Source organism: Chryseobacterium sp. C39-AII1 (assembly GCF_039672645.1).
Classification (GTDB): domain Bacteria; phylum Bacteroidota; class Bacteroidia; order Flavobacteriales; family Weeksellaceae; genus Chryseobacterium.
In genome coordinates, this window is the sequence record NZ_JBDFPQ010000001.1 from 503,421 (window position 1) to 528,219 (window position 24,799).

Consider the following 24,799-nt stretch of genomic DNA (forward strand, 5'->3'; position numbering starts at 1 on the left):
GAATTTTTTAGATAGACAAATCTTTTAGAAAATATTTCCAAATAACTTCTTGATTAATAATCTTGATTTTTGATCATAAAATATATCCTATCGCCCCCAACCCTGATGAATGATAAATTTCATGTACCCTTTCTTTTAATTCGGAAAATTAATCCCATATCTTTGTTTTTAATTAATCTAAATAAAAATAACATGAAGAGGATTTTTATTCTATTAAATATGTTACCGGTAGGATTTATGGCGCAAACTTTCACAGAAGTTCCGACTGCGATGAAGGATATTTACTATGGTGCGGCCGATGTAGGAGATATGGATGGCGACGGTTTTACCGATGTTGTGATCAACGGAGCAATAGACGCTAACGGCGACGGTCAGGTAGATACTTCGTTTAATGAGATATATAAAAGCAATGGTACTACATTGGTGCCTTATGCAGATTTGGGAGTAGATGCAACGCATTTAGGCGACATTAAATTTGTCGATTTTAACAATGATGGTTTAATGGATATTATTTCTACAGGATTAAGCTACAATGATATTGTGAATTACGAACATTATCGATTCAGAAATACAGGAACGGGTTTTGTGAAAGAAGCCGATCTTCCCGGAAAAATATATGGTTCACTAGAAGTTTTCGATTTTAATCATGATGGAAAATTGGATTATGCACTGAACGGAACTCAATACATTGATGGGGTAGGGTTTGTGCACGATTTAGACTTATATCAGAATACCGGAAACGGCTTTCAGGTTACTAACGGTTGGATGCAGGGAACGCAGAATTCAAGCTTTAAAATGGTAGATCTTAATAATGATAACCTTTTAGATATGATTGTGATGGGGCTCGATACGAACTATGTGCCACTTTTTAAATCTTATTTAAATCAAAATGGTACGTTGGTAGAATCTCAAAGCTTCCCCGCAATGTCAAGCGGAAAATTAGATTTTGCTGATTTCAACGGCGATGGCTTTCAGGATATCGTGGTTTCTGCGCAGGACGAAAATTATTCAGGGTATTTGGGTGTTTTGATGAATGATGGAACGGGGCAATTAACGCTTCAACAAATTCCGACAGGCGAGATGTCTGAAACATCCGTGGTTACAGGAGATTTAAATAACGACGGCTATTACGATTTCATTGTTTCAGGAAACGATGAAGACACAGAAGGCGTTGTGAAAATATTTACATATAATACTACAGATAGCTCTTTTACAGAGATTACACCTACAGGTTTGAATTTTTTAGGAGGTCCGGGTTTTGTGAATTTACTTGACATAAACAATGACCATCAGCTCGATGTTTTACTTTCCGGATTTGATTGGGCAACTCCGGGATTACCTTCATTAACAAAATTATTTAAGGCTGGTTCTACAGGAATCAATCTTAAACCTTTGCCTCCTACAAACCTGAACTTTACTAGAACCGGAAACCGTGTAAATTTCTCATGGAGTGGTGCTTCGGATGATAAAACACCGCTGAATGCGTTGCGTTACGAAATAAAAGTAGGATCAACGCCGGGCGCTCAGGATATCGCTAAGTATGTCGTGACAACGCCATCATGGTTTTTAGATTTAGATCCTTCGATTCAGAATGTGTTTTGGAGTGTGAAATCTATTGATGCTTCAAAAACATATTCAGAAGCGTCTGTGGAGAATGTTTTAGCGGTTCAGAATATTGCTAATTTAGATAAAGAAATTTCAATTTATCCAAATCCGGCAACGGAAAAAGTATTCATCAAAGGAGAAAAAGTATCTGCTGTTGAAATGTATTCAATCGATGGAAGAAAATTGAATGTAACGTTAAATAATGATCAGTCAATCAATGTATCTCACTTGCCAAAAGGCGCGTATATCTTACAACTGAAAATAAAAGAACAAACAATCACCAAAAAACTTATCGTTAAATAATTGAGCATTCTTCCAATGAGAAAAGCCAGACGTCCAGCTGGCTTTTCCTTTTATATTTGGTTTTGTGGGTGGCTTTTAAGTCACCTTTTTTATTTGAAATTCCATTGTTGGTAATCGCAAAGACACGAAGTATAAAATGAAATATATTTTAAGGCGCAAAGATTTTATCTACGATAAAATTCTGCTGTTTATTCTGAAAATCTTTGATTTTCTTGAGCCTTAAAAACTGTATTTTTTTATAAAACTTTGTGACTTTGTGTTTTCCAACAGAAAATTATATAGCTTGTTTTCTGTTTTGAAATCTTTTAATTAAATAATAAAACAGTAAAAATCCTAAAGCAAACATAGAAAATCGAGATAATAAATCTCCGGCTCTTGCATAAAAAGTCATGCCTTCATACAGATTTACTTTTGCAAATAATGCCGTTTGATCGCCATAAAAAGTATCTTCCACAATTTCTCCTTTGGCATTAATATGCGCTGAAATTCCGCTGTTGGCAGCACGGGCAATTTCTCTTCGGGTTTCGATGGCTCTTAATTTTGCATACGATAAAAGCTGTTTGTGTCCTTCTGTAACGCCCCACCAAGAGTCGTTGGTCATAATTCCTAAGAAGTTGGCTCCTTTTTTTACATAATCTGTGGTAAATTCTCCATAAATACTTTCATAACAAATGATTGGTGCATATTTTCCTTTGTTGTACGGATTGGAAAAAGCTACTCGCTCTTTATCAGTTCCCAAAGAAGCTACCGTTCCGCCCAAATTAAGCATCGCATCTCCTAAAAGAGGCTTTAAAACATTCATGTAAGGGAAAATTTCAACGCCGGGAACTAGTTTTCCTTTGTGATAAACTTCCACATTATGATTAGGCATAACCTGAACTGCCGAGTTAAAACTTTCAACCCAAAGCCCTTGATTGAGTTGATATGCTTCTAAAGGTAAATTGTCTTTACTTAAATAAAATTTGTGTGAAGAAATTCCGGTTTCAAAAACAGCACCCGGATGTTTTGCAAGAAAACCTTTGATATTATTTAAAAGTAAACTCTTTTCAAAAGCCGTTTCAGAAATCGATCCTCTTCCCGGAATTGCTGTTTCCGGAGCAATAAAATAATCGATTTTTCCTTTAGCATTTTTATCGGCAAGCGTTAAAAGATCATTTAAAATTGATAAACTGTCTTTAGAATATTTTTCACCATAAGGATTAAGATCGGGTTGGAGCATCAATACATTGACTTGTCCGATTGGTTTTTCGTTAAAACTATTGTATTTAATAATCGAAATAATCATCGGAATGGCGATTAATCCAACTAAAATGGAAGAATTTTTAATTAAATCTTTTCTTTTTCTTCCCGCTTCCCAAGTTCTGATCGTATAAAATACCAAAACATTGATTAACAGGATCCAGAAACTTCCGCCTGTTGCTCCCAATGTATCATACCATTGCACAAATTTTGGATATTCTGAAAATACGTTTCCTAAATTAAGCCAAGGCCATGTAAGTTCCCAATTCAAGTGAAATTTCTCAAAACTCATCCAAATGGCAATGAAAAATCCTAATCCCCAATAGGTTCCCTGAGCATTTTTATACCAATGATAACATTGAAAAACCAAAGAATACAAGAAAGAATTTACCAAAACAGGAAATAAAACAGCCATTAAAGAATGACTTCCATCCGGATTTTTAGAACCGTACAACCAGCCTGTGGTAACCACATTCCAAATAACAAAACATAGATAGGAAAGTCCGAAAACTACCCAGCTCTTTCTGCTGTAATTTGAAAATTTTGAAACGCCATGTTCCATCATCAAAAGTGGAACGAGCGCAAAAAATATAAAAAACGGAACTCCGTAAGTGGGCCACGAAACGGATAATAACATCGCCGAAATAAGCGTAAGTAAAACGTACTTCATTAAATTAATTTAACACACAAATTTAATGTTTTTGAAATGAATAAATTTGCAATTGATGTTAAAGAAAATTTATAAAATTTTAATTCTCCCTTACACTTTGTTTTTGCTTTATCTTATGTTTTTAGGATTTGGCAGAACGCAGTTTGATGAAAATGTGATTAGGATAAAACCATTTTTCTCCACCTTGATGTTTATTGAGAACACCTTTCGCCTGCAAACCATTATTACGATTGTTCTAGGAAATATCCTGATGTTTATTCCTTTCGGATTTTTAGGCTGGGTTTTTCCAAAATTGAATCATTTGAAAATTTTACTCTTCAATTTTGTTTCCGCAATTACGATTGCAGAAACTCTTCAGTATTTTACAAGAATGGGAATTTTTGAATTAGACGATATTATTCTGAATAGTTTTGGGGTGTTTTTAGGTTTTTTGATAAAAAAGATATTAGAAAAAAGCTTTGATAAGTGGGTTGTTTAATTTTTTAGATAGACAAATTTGAAGCTTCACTTATAAAACCTAAAGACTGCTTCAAATTTGAAACAGTCTTTTTTATTTAAGTATATTTTAAAATTATTGATTCAAAGACCAAACTGTATAGGAATTCGGTGGACATTGAATTTTCACACGCTTATCTGCCGCGGTCGTTGGATACCACGTAGAATTTCCTGTAAAATCTTTAATCTGCTGATTACTCCAGTTGGTATCTACCCATCTTTCCTGCCAGCTTGATGAATTATTAATGTAAACCACCAATCCCGGATTTCCATTGTAGCCGTTTCTTCGGGCAATATATTCATCATTATCTGTATACAGAATTGATGTGTTTCCGGTGGCTTTATTGTTGTGAATCCAGATCAAATTATTCAATTTATCTTTATTCAGCCATTCTTCATAATCACGGTAAAAAATCGTTGGATAACCTTCATGTGTTAAAATATAAGCATAGGCAAGCTGTTTATTATAAATGATATCCGTATCGTGATTAGCTACAAAAGTTACCGCCTTGTACGGATTTCTTTTCCACATCATATCGTCATTCAACACATTTAAATTGCCATTATCAAACGCTTCATCCATCTTATAATAGGCTGCAAAATCGAAAACAGAACTGTTCGCATTATTTGCCCACCATTCTAACGTATTGACATTGGAATCCCAAAGTTCCCCCACAGAAAATCCTCCAACACTGGAGTTCCATGCATTGACTACCCAAGGTCCGAAACCTTTTACATAATCGAATCGCCAACCGTCGAATTTCATCACATTTTTATAATATTTCGCGACAGAATCATCTCTTCCCCAAAGCCAGTCCTGAACATAAGGGTTCGCATGACAAAGATCCGGGAAACCTCCAAAAGCCCCTTCATCATTATTTCCGTAAGCATTTTTGTAAAAATCATTATAATTTCTTGGAAATTTTCCTGAAGCCACACCAGAAAAGTTCGTCCAGGTATTTGTTCCAGTGTAAGGATTCGCTTCCGATTGCCCGCCGCTGTTATGATTAATCACAATATCGGCGTACACCTGCATATTTTCGGCGTGTGCCTGAGTAATTAATCCTTCTAATTCAGTTCGTGAACCAAAACGTGTTTCTACGCTTCCATTCTGATTATAATTTCCAAAATCATAGTAATCGGTAGGATCATATCCCATAGAATATGCTCCGTTTTGTGCTTTTGAAGCGGGAGGCAACCAAATCGCTCCAATTCCTGCATTAGACCAAGCGGTTACTTTTCCTTTTACAGTATTCCACCAATTTCCACCATCAGGAACATCCCAATAGAACCCTTGCATCAAAACACTTCCGCCGGGACCTGCTACAAATTTTCCGTTAATTGAAGAATTGGTTCCGGTGCTGAAAGGTCGACCATCATGTTTTGTGACATTCACAATTTTGTCATGCACCTCAGTATTTTGTGACGTTTCATTTGTTAATTCATCATTATTCTGACAAGAGGTTACCAAGCCTAAAGCCAGTAAGGAAAGTAGGAAATGTGTTTTTTTCATATAAAAAGTTTTAATTATTAACCTATTACCTAAATTACAATTTTATTGATATAAATTCTATATTTTGTGATTTAATTTTAAGTTTAATCAAAAAACACTGTGGAATCATAATTTAAATTTTCATTAAAAAAATATAAACTTTAAAGATTTTCGGTACAATTTTTCCATTATTGCATATATTTGCAGACTATGGAATACAATACCCAAAAAACCCAGCTTCATATACCGGAATACGGTAGAATTATACAACAGTTGGTTGAACGTTGCAAAGAAACTTCTGACAGAGATGAAAGAAACGAAATGGCAGCGGCAATCATTGATTTTATGGGTCAGAGAAACCCTCAGCTTCGTGATGAAGAAAATTATAAACATAAACTTTGGGATCATTTATTCATTTTAGCGGATTATGATTTGGATGTAGATTCGCCTTATCCTTTCCCTACCAGAGAGCAACTGGCAGAGAGACCAAAAACAATGGAATATCCTAAACTTCAGGGAGATTTTAAATTTTACGGAAAAAGTATTCTTCAACTCATAGAAAAAGCAATTGAACTAGAACAAGGTGACGAAAAAGAAGCCCTGATAGAGGTAATTGCCAACAATATGAAGAAATCTTACAACGTATATAATAAAGAACACGTAACGGATGATGTGATTTTCCGTCATTTGAAAGAGCTTTCGGAAAACAGGTTGGATCTTACCGGAATTGACACGCTTGAAAAGAGTAAAATTTACTACACAAGCAACAATAACAGGAATAATAATAACAACAACCGAAATAACAACAACCGAAACCAAAATAACAATAATAACAAGCAGAGAAGGCATAACAATAACAACAATAATCATAAAAACAGAAAGTAAATGAGTGGTACATTTCAGATAAGAGGAGGAAAAAGATTGCATGGTGAAATCACTCCACAAGGGGCCAAAAATGAAGCTCTTCAAATTCTTTGTGCGGTTTTATTAACTGACCAAGAAGTTAGAATTAAAAATATTCCGGATATTCATGATGTGAACAGACTGATTGAAATTTTGGGTGACTTCGGGGTAAAAGTGACTAAAAACGGACAAGGAGATTATACTTTCCAGGCTGATAAAGTTAATTTTGATTATATAAAATCCAGCGAGTTCAAAAAAGACGGAGCAAAGCTAAGAGGTTCAATTATGTTGATGGGACCTATGTTGGCAAGATATGGTGAAGCATACATGCCGACTCCGGGTGGTGACAAAATCGGAAGAAGAAGATTAGATACTCACTTTCAAGGACTTGTGGAACTTGGTGCAGAATTTCATTATGACGAGCAGGAATTCTTTTATTCATTAAAGGCTAAAGAACTTAACGGTAAATTTATCCTTTTGGAAGAAGCTTCTGTAACAGGAACTGCAAACATTGTAATGGCCGCAGTTTTAGCAAAAGGAAAAACAAGAATTTACAACGCCGCTTGCGAGCCTTACCTTCAGCAACTTTGTAAGATGTTGAACAGAATGGGAGCCAATATTTCAGGAATCGGTTCTAATTTATTAACGATTGAAGGAGTTGAATATCTTCACGGAACTGAACACACAATGCTTCCTGACATGGTAGAAATCGGGTCTTGGATTGGTCTTGCAGCCATGACAAAATCTGAAATTACCATTAAAAATGTAAACTGGAACCAACTTGGCGTAATTCCCAATACATTCAGAAAATTAGGAATTCAGCTTGAACAAAGCAATGATGATATTTTTATTCCGGCTCAGGAAAATTATACGATCCAGAAATTTATTGACGGTTCGATCTTAACAATCTCTGATGCGCCTTGGCCAGGATTCACTCCTGATTTATTATCAATCATTTTGGTGGTGGCAACTCAGGCGAAAGGAAGTCTTTTGATTCACCAGAAAATGTTTGAATCTAGATTATTCTTTGTGGATAAATTGATCGACATGGGAGCGCAAATCATCCTTTGTGATCCGCACAGAGCAACGGTAATCGGATTAAATCAGGAAACTCCTTTAAGAGGAACAACGATGGTTTCTCCGGATATCAGAGCAGGTAACGCACTTCTTATCGCGGCGCTTTCTGCAGAAGGAAAATCGATCATCCACAATATCGAACAAATCGACAGAGGATATGAGAATATTGATGGCAGACTGAAAGCTATTGGTGCTGATATTGAAAGAATTTAATAAAGAAATTAGATAGTAGAAGCTAGAAATTAGTTTTATCTAAATCTCAAAATAGAAAAAGCGTTCAATTAATTTTGAACGCTTTTTTACTTTTATTAATGCAAAGCTTAATTTAAATACCGATATTATTAAAAAGAGCAAAGAGGAGAGATCAACAAATTGGTTGATGGAGCTTGATTTGGACGCTATTTATCACTTGGCTCTTTTTCCTTTTCACTTTTTACATTCAAAGGCTTACCAGCCACCGCCTCCACCGCCTCCGCCACCTCCGCCGGAGAATCCGCCACCTCCTGAACCAGAGCTGCTGCTACTGGAATTTGAAGATGATGGTTGCGTAGAAGTAGACTGAATAGAGCTTGTAAGGCTTGAATTCAATGCACTGGCAAAAGCATATTGATTCAACGTAGAACCAGCATACCATGTATTATTGTAGTCTGTAGACATTCTGCTCATGATCTGTTCAAATTTTTTTCCCCAAATATCATCAACCCCCAAAATCATGGCGTAAGGCAATAAGGTTTCAAAAACCTGTGGTGTAATTTGAGGAGGATTGTGAAATTTCAACTGTTCATTTTCGGCAGCACCCATATACATTTTAAATCCGTCAATCAGAGATTTTTTTCTCAACTTTTCTTCGCTTGGCCTTTTAACCAAATATTGAAAAATAATTAAAGACATAAATGCAATCGCAAGAAAAACATAACAGAAAATAAAATTATTATTCTCGTAATTTCCATAGTTTACGGCAGAAAAACCTCCCAATCCGATGATGGTAAAAATTGGTAAAGGAGCAAATACCCACCAAAACATTTTTCTGACAATAAAGGTGAAGATGATAAATGCGATGAGTAAAACCACATAAAATACTCCTCCCGCTACCAGAAACATAGGATCAGAAGATATTGAGAGACTTACAAATAATCCTACAACGTAAATAATTGAGATCAGAAAAAATGGTAATAGTAATTTTTTTCTGTTGTTTCCGTCATTCAAAAGTTTATCGTGCTGGAAAGATAGAGACGAGCGAAAACTGTTCACCGCATTTTCTACTTTAGAATTATATTTTCCATCAAACTTTATAGAATTCTGAGCATTGATAAACAAACTGTTCATCAAACCAATTTCTTCCACCGGCAAACTTTGATCGGGTTCTTTTAACTTTTGAATCGTAAAAACTTTACTGCTGAAAATTCCTAAAATCCCCGAATTTTCGCTTTCGATAATTTTAATATATCCTTTTACGGCAAGATTTACCAAAGCCGCGGTTAAGAAATTATTTCTGAAACTTTCATGCTGAATATATCCCATGGAACCCGGAGAAAGATTATCCGGAGCATTAAACTGAGGATAAATCGTAGGTGTCGCTGGATCTACGCCATATTTTTGCCATGTTCTGAAAAAATAAGCAAAAAATCCAAATAATAAAATCACAAAAACCGATAAAAGCCCGTACTGTTCTAAAAATCCGGGTGGTGGCGGCGGAACCATTATTCCTTTTTTGAATCCGACAGCAATAGTCAGTCCTTCCGAAGGATATAACTTTGAAGCACCCCATTCTATGGAAGTATCCGATAAAACTTTCGCATTACAATTTTGAGAATTACTTCCCGAACTTCCTGTATAACAAGAATTTTGCAAAATATTGGCGCCCGCCGGAAGATTTACTTTTGCTGAAATAGTATCAACATCAAAATTCCAGGCATTTCCGTTAACATTCCAATAGAGTTCATCATAGTTATTAAAAAAGCCGATCTGGTTTTTCGTTTCATACTTTATTTCATAAACGTAGTTTCCAACCTCAAGAATCACATCTTTATTTCCAACATATATTTCAAGATTATCACCATTGGTTTCTGTATGATAATTTTCTGTTTCACCATTTTTTGTGATAGAAATAATATCGTAGGTAACTTTTTGCTTCTTATTATTCAGATTTCTGCTTAAAGGCAATGTGCGGAAAATACCTCTTTTAATTTCATTTCCGGTACTGTAAACATTAATTTTTTCAGTAATTGTAAGCCCTGAATTTTTATTAACATCAATATCAGAATGAAACGAAGTTATTCTTTCCTTTTCATAATCCACACTTACCGCTTCAGAAGAATTTAGATCATCTTCAATATGCTGCTGAGCAAAGGTAAATGCAAAAAATAAGAGGTAAAAAAGCAATAAAAATTTCTTCATTGCCTAAAATTTTACCGTTGGAACTTCTCTTTCAGCAACATTTTGAAGTTCGAAGAAAGGAGATTTTTCAAACTTATACATATTGGCGATAATATTGCTTGGGAAAGATTCAACCGCTGTATTGTTTTCACGAACGGTTCCGTTATAATATCTTCTTGATTTTTCAATATCGTTTTCGATGGAAGTAAGTTCGGCCTGTAATTGCTGGAAATTAGTATTTGCTTTCAAATCAGGATATTGCTCGGCAACCGCGAATAAATTCATCATCGCCTGATTCAGATTTTTTTCTGCCGCTTCTTTTGCTTCTACAGAATTTGCTCCTAACGCCAGATTTCTTGCTCTAGTCACATTTTCCAACGTTTCTTTTTCGTGAGTAGCATACCCTTTTACCGTTTCTACCAAGTTTGGAATAAGGTCATGACGTTTTTTCAACATCACATCAATACTGCTCCAGCCTTCCTGAACAAGGTTTCTGAGTCTTACCAATTTGTTGTACACCGAAACTCCGTAAAGAAGAAAAATGACAACCAAAGCGATTACAATAATTAAAATCATCATAGTTTTAAATTTTTTAATGTTACTTAAAAATAAGTCTTTTTTCTATAACACAAACAAAAGGATGCTCAAAATGAACATCCTTTTCGTAATTAAAACTATATGAATCTCGCTTAAGAGTATTTTCTACAGAGATATTCTACCGTAGTACTCAAAAGTTTATTGTTTTCCAGATAATATTCTAATTTTTGAAAATCATCTGAGTTTACATTAATATATAACTGTACCGAACCAAAACTATTTCCGTTTACATATTCCACATTAGCCGACAACACTCTGTGACATATCCCGAATTTATTGTAAATAGTATTCATCAAATGTTCGAATTTCATCTTCCCATTCAACTCTATTTCCAAGATCAATTCTTTTTTCGGCAGGTTTACTTTCGTTTGTAAATACTGCAGGTTTGGATTAGGTGTAATCATAACTAAACATTATTTTTTGGTTAAACATCGTTGATTTAAGTATTACTAAGTCTCTTAAATCTTTGACAAAAATATAAAAAATTATTAGTCCACCAAATTAGTAGACTAATAATTTTTAATTTTAACATAAAAAAAGAGAAGTTTATCAACCTCTCTTCGTTTTTATAACTCTTTTATTCTATTTAATTTATCCGAAGCTGCCAAACCATTTGGATTGCAACCTAACTCACCTTCAGGTACTTTAAGATTTTTATTGTGGTAAAATTCCTCCCAAAATTCGTTTGTTTTTCCGGTTTTTGGATCAACGAACGTCATTGGTTCCAATTTAAAAATATGATCTTGCCGAAAAGCCCTTTCAATATAATCTGAGCAGTAATAGGAATTTTCATCCAAAATGTAATTGAAATTGTAAGGTTTCCCCAACATTGTTTCCGCTTTTTGAATCGCTTGAGGAATTGTCTTTTGATATTCCGGTTTCAAACGATAAATAACTACTCGTTGTCCGTCATTGGCTTGATCTTTCAGAAAATCCAGCAAGTTTTGTTTTTGAGAACCTCCTTTTGGAGCCGCATGAAGAACGAAAATACCTTCTTTATTTTTTTCTAAAATTCCGACATGATCAAAGGAAACATTTTTCTGCTTTTGGGTTACATTATTAATTGCTCCTGAAAGTCCACTTTCTTTGGCGGTGACAAATAATAAATCTCCGTTTTTCAAATCTGAATATACATTTGCTTTACATCCGAAAAGAAAAAAGCAAGAGATAATTGATAAAATCAGAAATATTTTACTTTTTAATAGTACTTTCATAACATTTAATCCAATCTTCAATAGTCATTCTTTTACACACTTCCGCAATTAATTCAAAAGGAATATCATCCAATTTTTTAAATCGAATACAAGATTTCCCCATATCTAATTTTCTTTTGGAATATTTGGGGAATTCAGCAACAAACCAATCTAGCAGATCAGGTTTTGCATACATTCCCATGTGATAAAACGCAATAAAATTTTTCTGAGAAGCCAGCGCCATAAAAGGAAGCGGTGAACCCGGCGTACAATGATAACCTGCTGGGTAAACTTCTAAAGGAACCGCCCAGCCAATCATCCCATAGCTGATATTTTCCTGAAAACCTTTCGGTAAATTATCATTAATCGTGTTGAAAAATTTCCCAAAAACTTCCTGTCTTTCCTCAGGAATCTTGGAAATATAATCTTCTACTGATGTTGCCGGAATTTGCATTTTAAATGAATTTTAAACTTTTCAAAATAACAAAATTTATCATTAATAATGATTCAAAATATTCAATTTAAATAAAAAAAAACAGTTACAAATTGCATGTAACTGTTCTGATAGAAGTTTATATAAAACTAAAAATTATTGTTTAATTGCTTTTGTCGTCAATTGAGATCCGTCTTTGAATTTCAAGGTTACTAAATACAATCCTGAATTTAAGAATCTTAAATCAATTTCTTTTGAAGGATTATCAATTGTTCTTACCGTTCTTCCTGTTACATCATTAATGGTAACTGAAGTCACTTTATCAATTTCAGAAATGTACAACACATCTTTGAATGGATTCGGGTGAATTGCCAAATTTTTCTTATTCGCATTCACTTCAGACGTTGCCAGCTGAGAAGCTTCCCAATAAATATCATCCCAATAATAAGATTTACCATCGTTGGCACTTCTGATGGCCAATCTTGCACCAAAAGGAACAGATGAAGGAACTTGCACTGTATATTCTGAATTGGACGCATAAGATGTATTAGCAATAGATAAAGTTTGCAAGGCAACGAATGTACTAGCATCTGTAGCATTTGTTACATATCCTACAATAAGTGATCCCGGAGCTCCGCTGCTTACTCTTGCTTTAAACCTTAACTGATTTCCACCTGAGCTAATATTGCTAAATTCAGGAAGTACAGCATAGGTAGGAGTTGCACTTGCACTGGTGCTCTGAAATATATTTCTTGTCCCCGATGCAGGCGTTGAAGATGTAATTGTCTGAGATCCCGTTCCTGCTATTCTATTCCAACAAGTCGGTACTATTGAACCTGTACCATAAGAATCAAAATTTTCAAATAATGTAGCTATAGCTCCGCATGCAGTTTTAAAAGTTCCCGAGAAAGACCATGAACTTTGGCTTGTTCCCGGGCTGCAGTTACTTCTTACCCAATAATAGTAGTTTGTATTAGCATTTAAATTATCTAAAACTCTTGAAGTACCCACAACTCCTGAAATAGTAGCTGCTGCGCCCATTGCCGGAGCCGTATTGGTTGTACTGTAATAAATATCATAACTTACTGCTGTTGCTGAATTAGCCGTCCACGAAACCTGAGCAGAACTAGAGGTAATAGAAGCTACAGGTTGTAACGTAGGTGCTACGCAATCTGAATATACATCGGCTGAGAAAGCAAAAATGTTTGAAATTCCTGTTCCAGTCCCAACTTTAGTAATGGTAACATTTTGAATAGGTTTTGTTTGATTTGCAGCATCAATATTTAATACAGCCTGATATAACCTAGGCTCGGTTGTGCTGGATTCCAACACATCGTTCCCTCTATTAATTCTTCCAATTCCCTGAATCGCAAAGTTGGCACCATAATACCAATCAGATACTACTTGGTTAGAAAATGTTTGTGAAGTTCCATCTGTAAAATTAACCACAATATCCACATTTGATGCCCCACTACCGCTTGTGGAAAGCATATATAGCTTAAAAGCAGGCTTTGGCGTTGTAAAATTCAATGTTCCTGATTGTCCTATGGTAGATAATCTTAATGAATTATTCGCACTCAGATCTCCCATCTGAAAACTTAAACCCGGTGTACTTGCTACAACAGAATTAATGATACCGTCTGAAGGAATACCATACGTAATAGGCGTATTAGTTGCCGTAGCTTGAAAACCTCTCGCTACAAAAGCAAAAGAAACCCCGTCAACATCCGTAGATGTACTAATGGATGATGAGCCTAATCCGTTTGCAATTACATCCGCAGTATAACCAGATTGTACAGGCATGGTTTGAAAGTTTTGTGCCGAAAGAATTGATGCACAAAAAAGAGCCGCAATATTAGCAACTCCAAAAAATAGATTTAATTTCATATTACCTAATATTATTGATGTAAATTTAGTAAAAAAACAATACAAAAATTGTTTTAATAAAAATTCAATAAACAAAATTAAAAATGATTCAAATTTTACATTAAAAATTAAAAAATTAACGAATGGTAAAATGGTATCAATTAACGTTAATTAATAAAAATTAAAGCCAAAATAAATATTTCACCAATCATATCATCAATTTTACACATCTGGTCTAATATTTTCTTATTGAGAAATTAAATCTTATTTTTGTCATACAAATTTTTGAACAATGCCGAATATTTCAAACAGAGCACAACACATGCCGCCATCGCCGGTAAGAAAACTGGTTCCTTTCGCTATCAAAGCAAAGCAAAAAGGAATGAAAGTATATCACCTTAATATCGGGCAACCAGATATTGAAACTCCGGAAACGGCACTTAATGCTTTAAAAAATATTGATTTAAAAGTATTGGAATACGCTCTTTCAGAGGGAAATATAGAATACAGAAAAGCACTTACAGAATATTATCATTCATTAGATTTTACAGATCTTACACCTGATAATTTCATCGTAACCAATGGTGGTTCTGAAGCGTTGAACTTCGCCATTTCTACTTTATGTGATGATGGTGATGAAGTAATTATTCCTGAGCCTTATTACGCAAATTATAACGGATTTACAAGTACTTTCAATGTAAATGTAGTAGCAGTACCTTCTACTATTGAAACAGGTTTTGCACTTCCTCCGATTGAAGAATTTGAGAAAAAAATTACTGCAAAAACAAGAGCAATTGTAATTTGTAATCCAGGAAACCCAACAGGATATCTTTACACACGTGAAGAGCTTCAGAAATTAACAGGAATTGCTTTAAAATATGATATCGTAGTTATTTCTGATGAAGTGTACAGAGAATATGTATATGATGGGAAACAGCAGATCTCTATGCTTGCGTTTCCTGAACTAAGCGAAAATTGCATCATTATCGATTCAGAATCAAAACGTTACTCTATGTGTGGCGTAAGAATCGGATGTTTAATCACTCGTTCTAAAAAAATCCACGATGCGGCAATGCTTTTTGCTCAGGCAAGATTAAGTCCGGTACTTTTAGGACAAATTGCAGCAACGGCAGCTCACCAGAATGACGGAGCTTACATCAGAGCCGTAAGAGAAGAATATACACATAGAAGAAATGTTTTGGTGGATGAATTAAATGCCATTCCAGGCGTTATTTGCCCTAAACCAAAAGGCGCTTTCTATTGTGTTGCCGAACTTCCGGTAGATGATACTGAAAAATTTGCACAATGGTTGTTGGAAAGCTATACCAATAATAATGAAACCATTATGGTTGCCCCTGCAGGAGGATTTTACAGCGATCCTGAATTAGGTAAAAAACAAGTAAGAATTGCATATGTTCTTAAAGAAGAAGATTTAAGAAGAAGCGTTGCGATTTTGAAAGATGCTTTAAAGCAATATAAATTAGAATTCAACCTTTAATTTAAAATATACATGTCAGCAATAAAAAATCTCAGTTTGAAAAATCTTTTTCCGACATTTTTATTGCTGATATTTTTTTCCTGCGAGAAAAAGAAAGAGATCCCTGTAAAAGCAGGCGTTTCCAATGAAATTACTTTTATAGGTTTTTCAAAAGTTGGCGGAAAAGGCGGAAATTACAAAACCGTAAAAATTACAAAAGATTCAATTAAATTAGAACAAGGTAGCACAGCCACACAAAAACATCAACAATGGGCTTCAAATATCAACAATGAAGACTGGAAAAACTTAACCTCATCTTTTGACACCGCTACTTTAGACAAAATAAAAAGTTCTGAAAGTATACAGGCACAAGATGGAATGGATGAAACTTTCCAGATTAAAACTTCCAAAAAATCCCATGTGTATGTAAATTCTTATAATGACAGCATTCATTACAAGCAATTTGAAAAATTTAAATCTCAATTAGATAAAATTCTTCCAAAAGAATACAAATAACAACAATGCAAGAAAATTTTTCACTTCAGCCTTTCAACACTTTTGGTGTGGAAGCGTATGCAAAATATTTCATCGAAGTTCAAAATATAGATGAGTTGAAAGAAGCAATTAACTTCTCTAAAACTCAAAATCTTCCTCTTCTATTTTTAGGCGGCGGAAGTAATATTTTGTTAACTCAAAATTTTGACGGACTTGCCATTAAATTAAATTTAAAAGGCATTACAGAAGAATTTATCGGTGAAAATAAAGTTTGGCTGACTGCAAAAGCAGGTGAAAACTGGCATGAATTTGTTCTATTCTGTTTAAGTAAAAACTACGGCGGATTGGAAAACCTTTCTCTAATTCCCGGAAATGTAGGGACTTCGCCAATGCAAAATATTGGCGCTTACGGAACGGAAATTAAAGACGTTTTTGTTAGCTGCAAAGTCTTAGATCTGGAAAATTTTGAAGTTAAAAATTTTAATCTTGAAGAATGTAAATTCGGATATAGAGATTCTATTTTCAAACAAGAAGGAAAAGGGCGATATGTGATTTTGGAAGTTACTTTTAAATTAACCACCGAACATCATCATATCAAAACCGAATATGGTGCCATAAAATCTGAATTGGAAAATTTAGGAATTGAAAATCCGACGATTCAGGATGTTTCGAAAGCAGTGATTAATATCAGACAAAGCAAACTTCCGGATCCAAGAGAAATTGGAAATGCAGGAAGTTTCTTTAAAAATCCAACAATTCCTTTAAGTCAATTTGAAGAATTACGAGAAAAATTCCCAACCATTCAAGGTTATCCGAATGGAGATTTCGTAAAAGTTCCTGCTGGCTGGCTCATCGAGCAATCGGGTTGGAAAGGCAAGCAAATTAGAAACGTAGCTTCTCATAAATTACAGGCTTTGGTTATCATCAATGCCACCGGAAATGCCACCGGAAAAGAAATTTTCGATTTTTCAACTGAAATCATTGATTCGGTAAAAGAAAAGTACGGTATAGAGCTGGAAAGAGAGGTGAATATTATATAATTTTTAAGAGATATTATGTAAATTTTTCACACAGTATTTTCTGATTTTTATCAACTATTTTGATTTATTCTAAATAAAATTATACTTTTGCAGTGCTTTTATTTAGAACAAAGAAGAATGATCAAACACTTATCAGTTGCTGTTTTATTGTTGGGAGGAACTCAACTTGCTTACGCTCAGGAAGACAGATCGCAACTGAACATTACTGTTCAGGACGAAAACAATAAAGCGCTTCAAGGTGCTACTGTAACTATAGATAACTCTACTTTAACGACTGATAATAATGGTAATATTACCATTTCTCTGCCTTCGGGAAAACACCGTATCAAAATAATTCATACGAATTATCAGGAAAGAGAGATCAATTTTAACTCCACAAATCAGCAGGTTTTTACATTCCGTCTGCAGCCGATTGATAAATTGGAAGAAGTGGTAATTTTTTCAAAAGAAGGAAAAGGTTTAACCACAAAATCGGTGATCGACAGACAGGCCATGCAGCATTTGCAGCCTTCAAGTTTTTCAGACTTAATGGAACTTATTCCTGGAGGATTATCAAAAGCGCCTGTTTTAAATTCTACAAACAGAGTTTTTCTTCGTGAAAACCCGAATGATTTAGTGGCTAACGAATATAAAACTTCTTCACTCGGCGTACAGTTTATGGTTGATGACAATATCATTAATTCTAATGCTGATATGCAGATGTCGATAGATAATAGTCAATTTGGCTATTCTCCAAGATCTAGAGAAACTGCTTATTCCGGAGTTGATATGCGAACGATTTCTACAAATGATATTGAAAAGGTAGAGATTATTCGAGGTATCCCATCAGCTTCTTACGGAGATTTAACTTCAGGATTAATTAAGATCGAACGTAAAATTGGGCAGACACCTCTTCAGGCAAGATTCAAAGCGGATGGTTTCAGTAAACAATATTATGTTGGGAAAGGTTTTAAAATCAACAATAAATGGCAATTAAGTGCCAGTGTAGATTTTTTAGATTCAAAAGCAACACCAACCGATGATTTTGAAAATTATCAACGTATTACAGCTTCTCTTCGTTCTAAGAAGATTTCAACCCTTTTGGGAAAAACATTAGAATGGAGATCAAATATTGATTTTTCGACCAATATCGATAAAAAGAAGGAAGATCCAGACAACGGAACTGCCAATATTGACACCTACGAATCGAACAATAAAAAGATAAGTTTTGCAAATAACTTTATTTATCATTTAGACAAAACTTCATTTTTTAATAAAGTTACTCTAAACACGTCTATTCGTGCCGGATTTGAAAAAATTGAACAAAGAAAACTTGTTCAATTATCTGGCCCGCGTTCTTTTTCTTTAGCTTACGAACAAGGTGAAAATGTAGGTTTTTTTCCTCAGCTACGATACATTACAGATTTTTCTACGCAAGGAAAACCTTTAGATATTAATGCTCTTTTCCAGCTCAACGGAATTAAAAAAACAGGAGGAATTATCCACAATTATGAAGCCGGAATAGATTGGAGATATTCTAAAAATAACGGAGCGGGATTGGTGTATGATATGCTTACTCCGCCTTCTGCAAGTAATGTTTTAACACGACCTAGATCTTTTAACGATATTCCTGCTTCCAATTTATTAGCAGCTTTTGCAGGAGATCAAATGAGCTACGCGATTAACCAGCATAAGTTTACTTTATATGCAGGGGTAAGGCTTTCGCATAACTTGGGAATCGATAATTCTTACGCCATCAGCAAGAAGGTTTTTACCGAGCCAAGGTTGAATTTACAATATAGTTTGCCTCATTTAATGATTAATAATTTTCCTTTAAAAACGGATGTCACATTAGGATATGGTTTGTTTTACAAGCAGCCGACTTTATTGATGCTTTATCCCAACCAAGATTATTGGGATTACACCCAGCTGAATTATTATCATAATGATGCACAATATCGTTATGTAAACTTTATGACTTACGTTCAACCAAGAGAAAATAAAGATATTGAGGCCGCAAAAAGTGTTAAAAAAGAAATCCGATTAGATTTAAGTTACAGAAATCATGATTTCTTCATCACTTATTTTAAAGAAGATATGACGAATGGTTTTCGTGTAATGAAGAATTCTGTTGTACATACGTATAAGCAATATGATGCTACGCAGGTTGATATTAATGAATGGACAGCCAACGGGCCGGATTTAACGAATGTACCTTACACCATGAAAAATAATTTCGCAATTTATGAAACAACTGAAAATGGTAGCGCGACATTAAAACAAGGGATTGAATTTGGTTATACATCTCCGAGGATTAAAGCGATTAATACAAGATTTACGCTTACCGGAGCCTATTTTAAAACCCAATTAAGAAATACAATTCCTATAATCTATAAACCAACGGTTTCCATAGGAACAGATCCATATCCTTATTACGGAATATATCAAAACGATTATGGGTATGTGAATTCTAATATGAATTACAACTTTTTGATTGACACTTACATTCCTAGTCTTGATTTAATTGTTTCCGCCTCTGTGCAGGGAAGTTTGTTTGATCACCGAAAAAACGATCAGCGAATTGCCGAGCCTATTTCATATTACGGAATAGATGGTGTGGTTCATCCTTTCACCGATGCCGATAGAACCGATCTTTACAAGCAATGGTTGGTAAGAAACGTTTCTACGTCAGATAACCTTCCTACTTTGTATACTTTCACGTTGACAGGAAACATCAAAGTAACCAAAAGTATTTATAAAGCATTGAAAACCTCTTTGTTTGTCAACAGACTTTTCAATTATAGCGCTCCGTATACTTTCAATAATGTAAAGGTTTACAGAAGAAGAGCGAATACGCCATACTTCGGAATGGAATTAAACTACAATTTTTAATAATATATAACAATAAGGAAATAACATGAAAAAAAGAGTTTTATTATTAAGTTTAGCAGCAATGATGGCCACTACATTTACCGTGACCTCATGCTCGAGCGACGATTTTGGAGCAGAAACTGTTCAAAACGGAGTATTAACATTATCTTTTTCCGGAGAAAATATCAATTCATATCAAACTTTAGACATCCAGATTACAGAAATCAATACTGGAAAAATTATTACTAAACAAATTCAAAATACAAACTCCATTTCTATAGAAGTTCCTTACGGATCTTATAAAATCTATGTAAACGGGCAAGTAATCACGAATGTAACAGAAGTTGCTGGAGCAGGAGGTTCTGCCAATGCAGACATTACAACGTTGGCTACGAATGTAAATGTACCTTTATATTTCAAATCATATCATGATGATTTTATTATCGAAGAAGTATTTTTTACAGGAATTAAAACTGCTGATAACAAAAACTATAATTCAGGACGATATTTTAAACTGACGAATAATACAGATAAAGATTTGTATGCAGATGGTTTAATCATTGGTCAGTCAGAATTCCTTACCACAGATGATAAAAATCCGACTCCATACGATGTAACTCAGAAATTTCCTGTGAAAGGAGTAATGGTTTTACCAGGAACCGGAAATCAATATGTAGTAAAACCAGGAGATTTCATCGTAATTGCAGACAATGCGATTAACCATAAAGAAAACACAAGTACAGGATACGATTTACACAATGCGAATTTTGAATTCCCTTCTACAAATCCGGCTTTAGGGCAGGTGGATAACCCTTCGGTTCCGAATGCTAAAGTTATTTATACCCAAATGACTTACAATATGTTTTTCCTGCACAACAGAGGGTTTGAAAGTTATGTAATTGCGCGTTTCCCTGCAGGAGAAAACGAAACAACTTTTCTTCAAAATAATAAATATGATTATAGTTATATTAACAGTGCGGGAACTGTAACGTCAAAAAGTGCTTACGCTATCCCAAATTCTTGGATTGTGGATGGTGAAAATAACAGTATTCCAACAAAATTCATTCATACATTAACTTCTGCAAGCATTGATGCAGGATGGACTTCTGCCGGAACAGTAGATAATGATGCTACCCGTTACGGAAAATCGGTAAGACGTAAAGTAATTGGTAAACTGGCTAATGGCCTACCTGCTTATTCTGATACTAATAATTCTACAACAGATTTTATAAAAGATTCTCAACCAAGCTTGAAAGATGGTATTACGCATCCAAACTAAGCCTGTTTGATATTTCTATTACAATACATTATGCTACATAAAAAAACATCTCTCTATTTATTATTGCTAAGCTTAGGAACTTTCTCCGTTAAAGCTCAAGACAGTCTTACTTTATTTAAGACCATCAATAATCAATATAATGTAGAGCGAAATTTAAAAGCAAACTATTACTATAATCCGGCTTCTATGTCGGGTTATAGTTCTACTTCCTTCTCAGAATTCGGAGTGGGCTATCATAGTGAAAACAGAAAAATATTTCGCCAACAATTTGGAGATAGCGACAAAGGCCTTACTGTAGAAGCAAAATCTTTTCAAAAGTTAAAACCCAATCGTTTTGTTTGGGGAAATGCAAGCTATCAAAGTATAAAAACAGGAGCCATTAAATGGAACGAAACATTAGATTATGACCGTGTTGCTCCATATTCATCTGCAGATTCTCTTGGAGGAAAATTAAATATTGAACGTTACCAATTCGCGGGAGGATATTTACAAAAATTCAACCGTTGGTCTGTTGCAGGACAAATAAGTTATCTGGCTCAACAGGGCTATCGTTCCCGAGATCCGCGATTACAAAGTACAACTTCAGATTTAAGAATCAATGCAGGGATTAATTATAATGTATTTAGAGAATACGAGGTCGGAGTTTTTGGAGAATTCAGCAAATACACACAAAATGCTTCTATCATTTTTCAAAGTGACTTAGGAAGACCTTTTGTTTATCAGATGGTGGGATTAGGTTTTTCCAACAGTCTTTTCAATGGAGGTACCAATCCTAATTACACTTATGAAGAGTTAGGCGCGAAAGGTGGCATACAGATTTCCAATAAAGGCGGGAAAGATTTTTATCTTCAGGCAAGCGTAAGACGAGCCAATAATATTAAAAGTTACAAAGGTTCAGGAAATACTTTTTATGATCTTTCCGATTTGGTAGACGAAAATTTTCAGGTGGAAGGCGCCAAATTTTTTAATTTTAATGAAAAACACCGTATTGGTCTTTTAGGAAATTTTATTTCTTCTATTAAAACCGGATCAGAATACGGTTATTCACTGAACACGGCAAGTATAATGCAAATTTTCAAACGAAAGGCTTATCGTAAAGAAAATTACATTACAACCATAAAAGGTTTCTATCAATACAATCAAGATCATTTTTCTGTAACCGTAACTCCTTTTTACGGGTATGAAGAAATCAAAGAACAAAGATTATATCCCAATGCAGGACAAAAATTTGAATATTCTTATTTTGGATTAAATGCAGATTACAAACAACAGATCAAAGAAAATCAGGTGTTGACTTTCCAGCCTTATTTTTCTAAAAGAGTGGTGAATAAATCGATTAACGCTTTAGCATCAACAGGTACAGCTTCTGTAAATGAATGGATTCTTCAGGATTATCAATTCCAGGCAAGTGATATTTCTACATTTGGAGCTTCTTTAAGATATGATTTTAAGCTTGAAAAACTTCCGGCATTCTTTGTAAACGCGGAATATCAATCACAAAAAATTCAGAAAAAAAATAATAATTTTGTAGGCGCAAGTATCGGGATAACGTTTTAGGAAATGAAAAGAGGAATATATTGGGTTTCGGGAATTATCTTATTGAGTTTATTAAGTTTTACACCAAAAGTGAATCGGGATTTAATGGAAATTCAGGATCCTACAATTCAAGACATTATAAAAAGTTATAAAAAAGCAATCACAGATTGGCCAAAACCTAATATTGATTATGGTGTGGAATGGAAAGAATTTGCACCCATAAAAATAGATTCCGCTTATTTCAAAGAACAGGATAAACCGAATGTTATGTTGGGAAAAATGCTGTTTTTCGATCCTAAATTATCAAAATCCAATCAAATTTCATGCAGCTCATGCCACGATCCGGAAATGGGTTGGTCAGACAGTAGACGAGTTGCTTTAGGGAACGATCATCTTTTAGGAGCCCGAAATACGATGTCTTTATTTAATATTTCCGAAAGAACCTCTTTTTTCTGGGATGGAAGGGCAAAAACTCTTGAGGAGCAGGCAGCCGGACCTTTGGGAGCACATCACGAAATGGCGATGGATGTGAAAACATTATCTGCAAAAATTCAGGCGGTAAAAGGTTACAAACAACTTTTCAAAAATGCTTTTGGAGACGATAAAGTAACTTACGACCGAATTGTAAAATCGATTGCAGATTTTCAGAAAACAATTAAAAGTCAACCAAGTCGGTTTGATCGATTTTTGGAAGGAAAGTATAATGCATTAACCGATGAGGAAATTTACGGGATGCATATTTTCCGTACAAAAGCACGTTGCATGAACTGCCACAGCGGACAATACCTTACCGATGAGTCTTTCCACAATATCGGGATGACGTATTATAAGAGAAAATATGAAGATTTAGGACTCTATGCCATTACCAAGAAGCCAGAAGATGTCGGTAAATTCAAAACCCCTCAATTGCGAGATTTAATGCTTACCCAGCCTTGGATGCATAATGGTTTATTCGACAGTCTTGAAGGTTTGGTAAATATGTACAACAGCGGAATGCACATGATCGATCCAACAGCCGAACAAAAACAACAAGATCCTTTATATCCGGTTACAGATCCTTTATTAAAACCTTTAAAATTAACAAAAGAGGAAAAGACGGCATTGGTTTCATTTTTAGAAGCGCTTTCGGGAACTAAATATAAAATGAGAAGACCTGAATTTCCAGTGGAATAATCTAAATTTTATCATTAAAAAATAGTTGAACAAAATAAGGTGCAAAATTAATTTTAGATTGTAAAATCTCTTTAATACAAGCAATTTTATAAACTTTAACATAAAATTATTTCACTAAACATTGAAAGAAAATGAATGAGTTTTCATCATTTTTGAAAGCTTTTCAATATTTTCTTTAAAATTTTATTATTTATTTGTGCGTAAACATTTATTTTTTTAATTTTTACAACGTCCTTTTCTGTCCAAAATTTAACATCTTAAGCTAAGTACTTACATATGAATTAGTTATTTTTGCACAAACTAATTTACATGACTTTTAACGAAGCAATAAAACACAAAAAGCAATTCCTGAAAGACTCAAGCAACTACACGCAATCACTTTACCATTGCATCATTACTCCTTCAAAAAAAGAGGAACATGATCAATATGTTAGTGAATTCAAAAAATCGCCATCATCATTCATCGATGAAAGCTGTAAAATGTACAGCTCCGATTCTGATTTTAAAGTAATTGTAATGCCTAAAAATCAAATTCCACAGCTTCAAAACGAAGAAAAAGTTTCTATGAATATGATTGACTAATCTTTTCGACATTCAGAAAAATTCCATATATTTTTATTATTTGTTTATTGATTTAATGCCTTAAAGTCGATAATATTCTTTATTTTTAGACTATAATAATTATTTCAATACAAAGCAC

20 protein-coding genes are annotated in these 24,799 nt (G+C 34.3%); 12 read left to right on the forward strand and 8 right to left on the reverse strand.

Going from position 1 to position 24,799, the window contains the following annotated elements; genetic code table 11:
* The first annotated feature begins 192 nt into the window (after positions 1-192).
* Positions 193-1,908, forward strand: a complete 1,716-nt coding sequence (locus tag ABEG63_RS02055; RefSeq protein ID WP_346582589.1) for a T9SS type A sorting domain-containing protein — start codon at positions 193-195, stop codon at positions 1,906-1,908.
* A 274-nt stretch (positions 1,909-2,182) separates the two neighbouring features.
* Here the strand turns inward: ABEG63_RS02055 and lnt are convergent, their stop codons facing one another.
* A complete protein-coding gene (gene lnt, locus ABEG63_RS02060; protein WP_346582592.1) occupies positions 2,183-3,817 on the reverse strand; it encodes an apolipoprotein N-acyltransferase in 1,635 nt (544 codons plus the stop codon).
* A 55-nt stretch (positions 3,818-3,872) separates the two neighbouring features.
* Here lnt and ABEG63_RS02065 point away from each other — a divergent pair, with 55 nt between their 5' ends.
* Positions 3,873-4,295: a VanZ family protein gene (locus ABEG63_RS02065; protein WP_346582593.1), complete on the forward strand. Its 423-nt coding sequence runs from the start codon at positions 3,873-3,875 to the stop codon at positions 4,293-4,295.
* 93 nt (positions 4,296-4,388) lie between these two features.
* Here the strand turns inward: ABEG63_RS02065 and ABEG63_RS02070 are convergent, their stop codons facing one another.
* A complete protein-coding gene (locus tag ABEG63_RS02070; protein ID WP_312388875.1) occupies positions 4,389-5,825 on the reverse strand; it encodes an alpha-amylase in 1,437 nt (478 codons plus the stop codon).
* 189 nt (positions 5,826-6,014) lie between these two features.
* On the opposite strand from ABEG63_RS02070, the gene ABEG63_RS02075 reads away from it, so the two are divergent.
* On the forward strand, positions 6,015-6,689 hold the full coding sequence (locus ABEG63_RS02075) for a DUF4290 domain-containing protein (protein ID WP_267401913.1): 675 nt from the start codon (positions 6,015-6,017) through the stop codon (positions 6,687-6,689).
* On the forward strand, positions 6,690-7,997 hold the full coding sequence (gene murA / locus ABEG63_RS02080; RefSeq protein WP_346582596.1) for a UDP-N-acetylglucosamine 1-carboxyvinyltransferase: 1,308 nt from the start codon (positions 6,690-6,692) through the stop codon (positions 7,995-7,997). It abuts the gene before it with no gap.
* Positions 7,998-8,231: 234 nt separating this feature from the next.
* Here the strand turns inward: murA and ABEG63_RS02085 are convergent, their stop codons facing one another.
* The 6 genes from ABEG63_RS02085 to ABEG63_RS02110 all read right to left on the reverse strand — a co-directional run bounded on the left by ABEG63_RS02085 (position 8,232) and on the right by ABEG63_RS02110 (position 14,270).
* The gene (locus ABEG63_RS02085; RefSeq protein ID WP_346582598.1) at positions 8,232-10,181 is read right to left on the reverse strand and encodes a DUF2207 domain-containing protein; all 1,950 of its coding nucleotides are present in this window, start codon (positions 10,179-10,181) and stop codon (positions 8,232-8,234) included.
* Positions 10,182-10,184: 3 nt separating this feature from the next.
* Complete coding sequence (locus ABEG63_RS02090) at positions 10,185-10,739, reverse strand: LemA family protein (protein WP_267401910.1); 555 nt, start codon at positions 10,737-10,739, stop codon at positions 10,185-10,187.
* 110 nt (positions 10,740-10,849) lie between these two features.
* Positions 10,850-11,161, reverse strand: coding sequence for an NIL domain-containing protein (locus ABEG63_RS02095; protein WP_267401909.1), 312 nt, complete (start codon positions 11,159-11,161; stop codon positions 10,850-10,852).
* 162 nt (positions 11,162-11,323) lie between these two features.
* On the reverse strand, positions 11,324-11,971 hold the full coding sequence (locus ABEG63_RS02100; RefSeq protein ID WP_346582600.1) for a YiiX/YebB-like N1pC/P60 family cysteine hydrolase: 648 nt from the start codon (positions 11,969-11,971) through the stop codon (positions 11,324-11,326).
* A complete protein-coding gene (locus tag ABEG63_RS02105; protein WP_346582601.1) occupies positions 11,949-12,404 on the reverse strand; it encodes a DUF1801 domain-containing protein in 456 nt (151 codons plus the stop codon). Before ABEG63_RS02105 ends, ABEG63_RS02100 begins: the two co-directional genes overlap by 23 nt.
* Before the next feature lie 135 nt (positions 12,405-12,539).
* Positions 12,540-14,270 carry a T9SS type A sorting domain-containing protein gene (locus ABEG63_RS02110; protein ID WP_346582603.1) on the reverse strand — a complete coding sequence of 577 codons (1,731 nt, stop codon included), beginning with the start codon at positions 14,268-14,270 and terminating at the stop codon, positions 12,540-12,542.
* A 271-nt stretch (positions 14,271-14,541) separates the two neighbouring features.
* Here ABEG63_RS02110 and ABEG63_RS02115 point away from each other — a divergent pair, with 271 nt between their 5' ends.
* From ABEG63_RS02115 to ABEG63_RS02150, 8 genes are all read left to right on the forward strand, one after another.
* Complete coding sequence (locus ABEG63_RS02115; RefSeq protein WP_346582604.1) at positions 14,542-15,747, forward strand: pyridoxal phosphate-dependent aminotransferase; 1,206 nt, start codon at positions 14,542-14,544, stop codon at positions 15,745-15,747.
* Positions 15,748-15,759: 12 nt separating this feature from the next.
* On the forward strand, positions 15,760-16,242 hold the full coding sequence (locus ABEG63_RS02120) for a hypothetical protein (RefSeq protein ID WP_346582606.1): 483 nt from the start codon (positions 15,760-15,762) through the stop codon (positions 16,240-16,242).
* A 5-nt stretch (positions 16,243-16,247) separates the two neighbouring features.
* Positions 16,248-17,261: a UDP-N-acetylmuramate dehydrogenase gene (gene murB, locus ABEG63_RS02125; RefSeq protein ID WP_346582608.1), complete on the forward strand. Its 1,014-nt coding sequence runs from the start codon at positions 16,248-16,250 to the stop codon at positions 17,259-17,261.
* Positions 17,262-17,378: 117 nt separating this feature from the next.
* Positions 17,379-20,132 (forward strand): TonB-dependent receptor, encoded by a 2,754-nt coding sequence (locus ABEG63_RS02130; RefSeq protein ID WP_346582609.1) that lies wholly within the window; start codon positions 17,379-17,381, stop codon positions 20,130-20,132.
* A 25-nt stretch (positions 20,133-20,157) separates the two neighbouring features.
* Entirely contained in the window at positions 20,158-21,390 is a 1,233-nt protein-coding gene (locus ABEG63_RS02135) for a DUF4876 domain-containing protein (protein ID WP_267401901.1), read from the forward strand.
* A 30-nt stretch (positions 21,391-21,420) separates the two neighbouring features.
* A complete protein-coding gene (locus ABEG63_RS02140; RefSeq protein WP_346582611.1) occupies positions 21,421-22,947 on the forward strand; it encodes a DUF6850 family outer membrane beta-barrel protein in 1,527 nt (508 codons plus the stop codon).
* A gap of 3 nt (positions 22,948-22,950) precedes the next feature.
* Positions 22,951-24,099 (forward strand): cytochrome c peroxidase, encoded by a 1,149-nt coding sequence (locus tag ABEG63_RS02145; protein ID WP_346582613.1) that lies wholly within the window; start codon positions 22,951-22,953, stop codon positions 24,097-24,099.
* A gap of 309 nt (positions 24,100-24,408) precedes the next feature.
* Positions 24,409-24,681 (forward strand): hypothetical protein, encoded by a 273-nt coding sequence (locus tag ABEG63_RS02150; RefSeq protein WP_346582615.1) that lies wholly within the window; start codon positions 24,409-24,411, stop codon positions 24,679-24,681.
* Positions 24,682-24,799 lie beyond the last annotated feature (118 nt).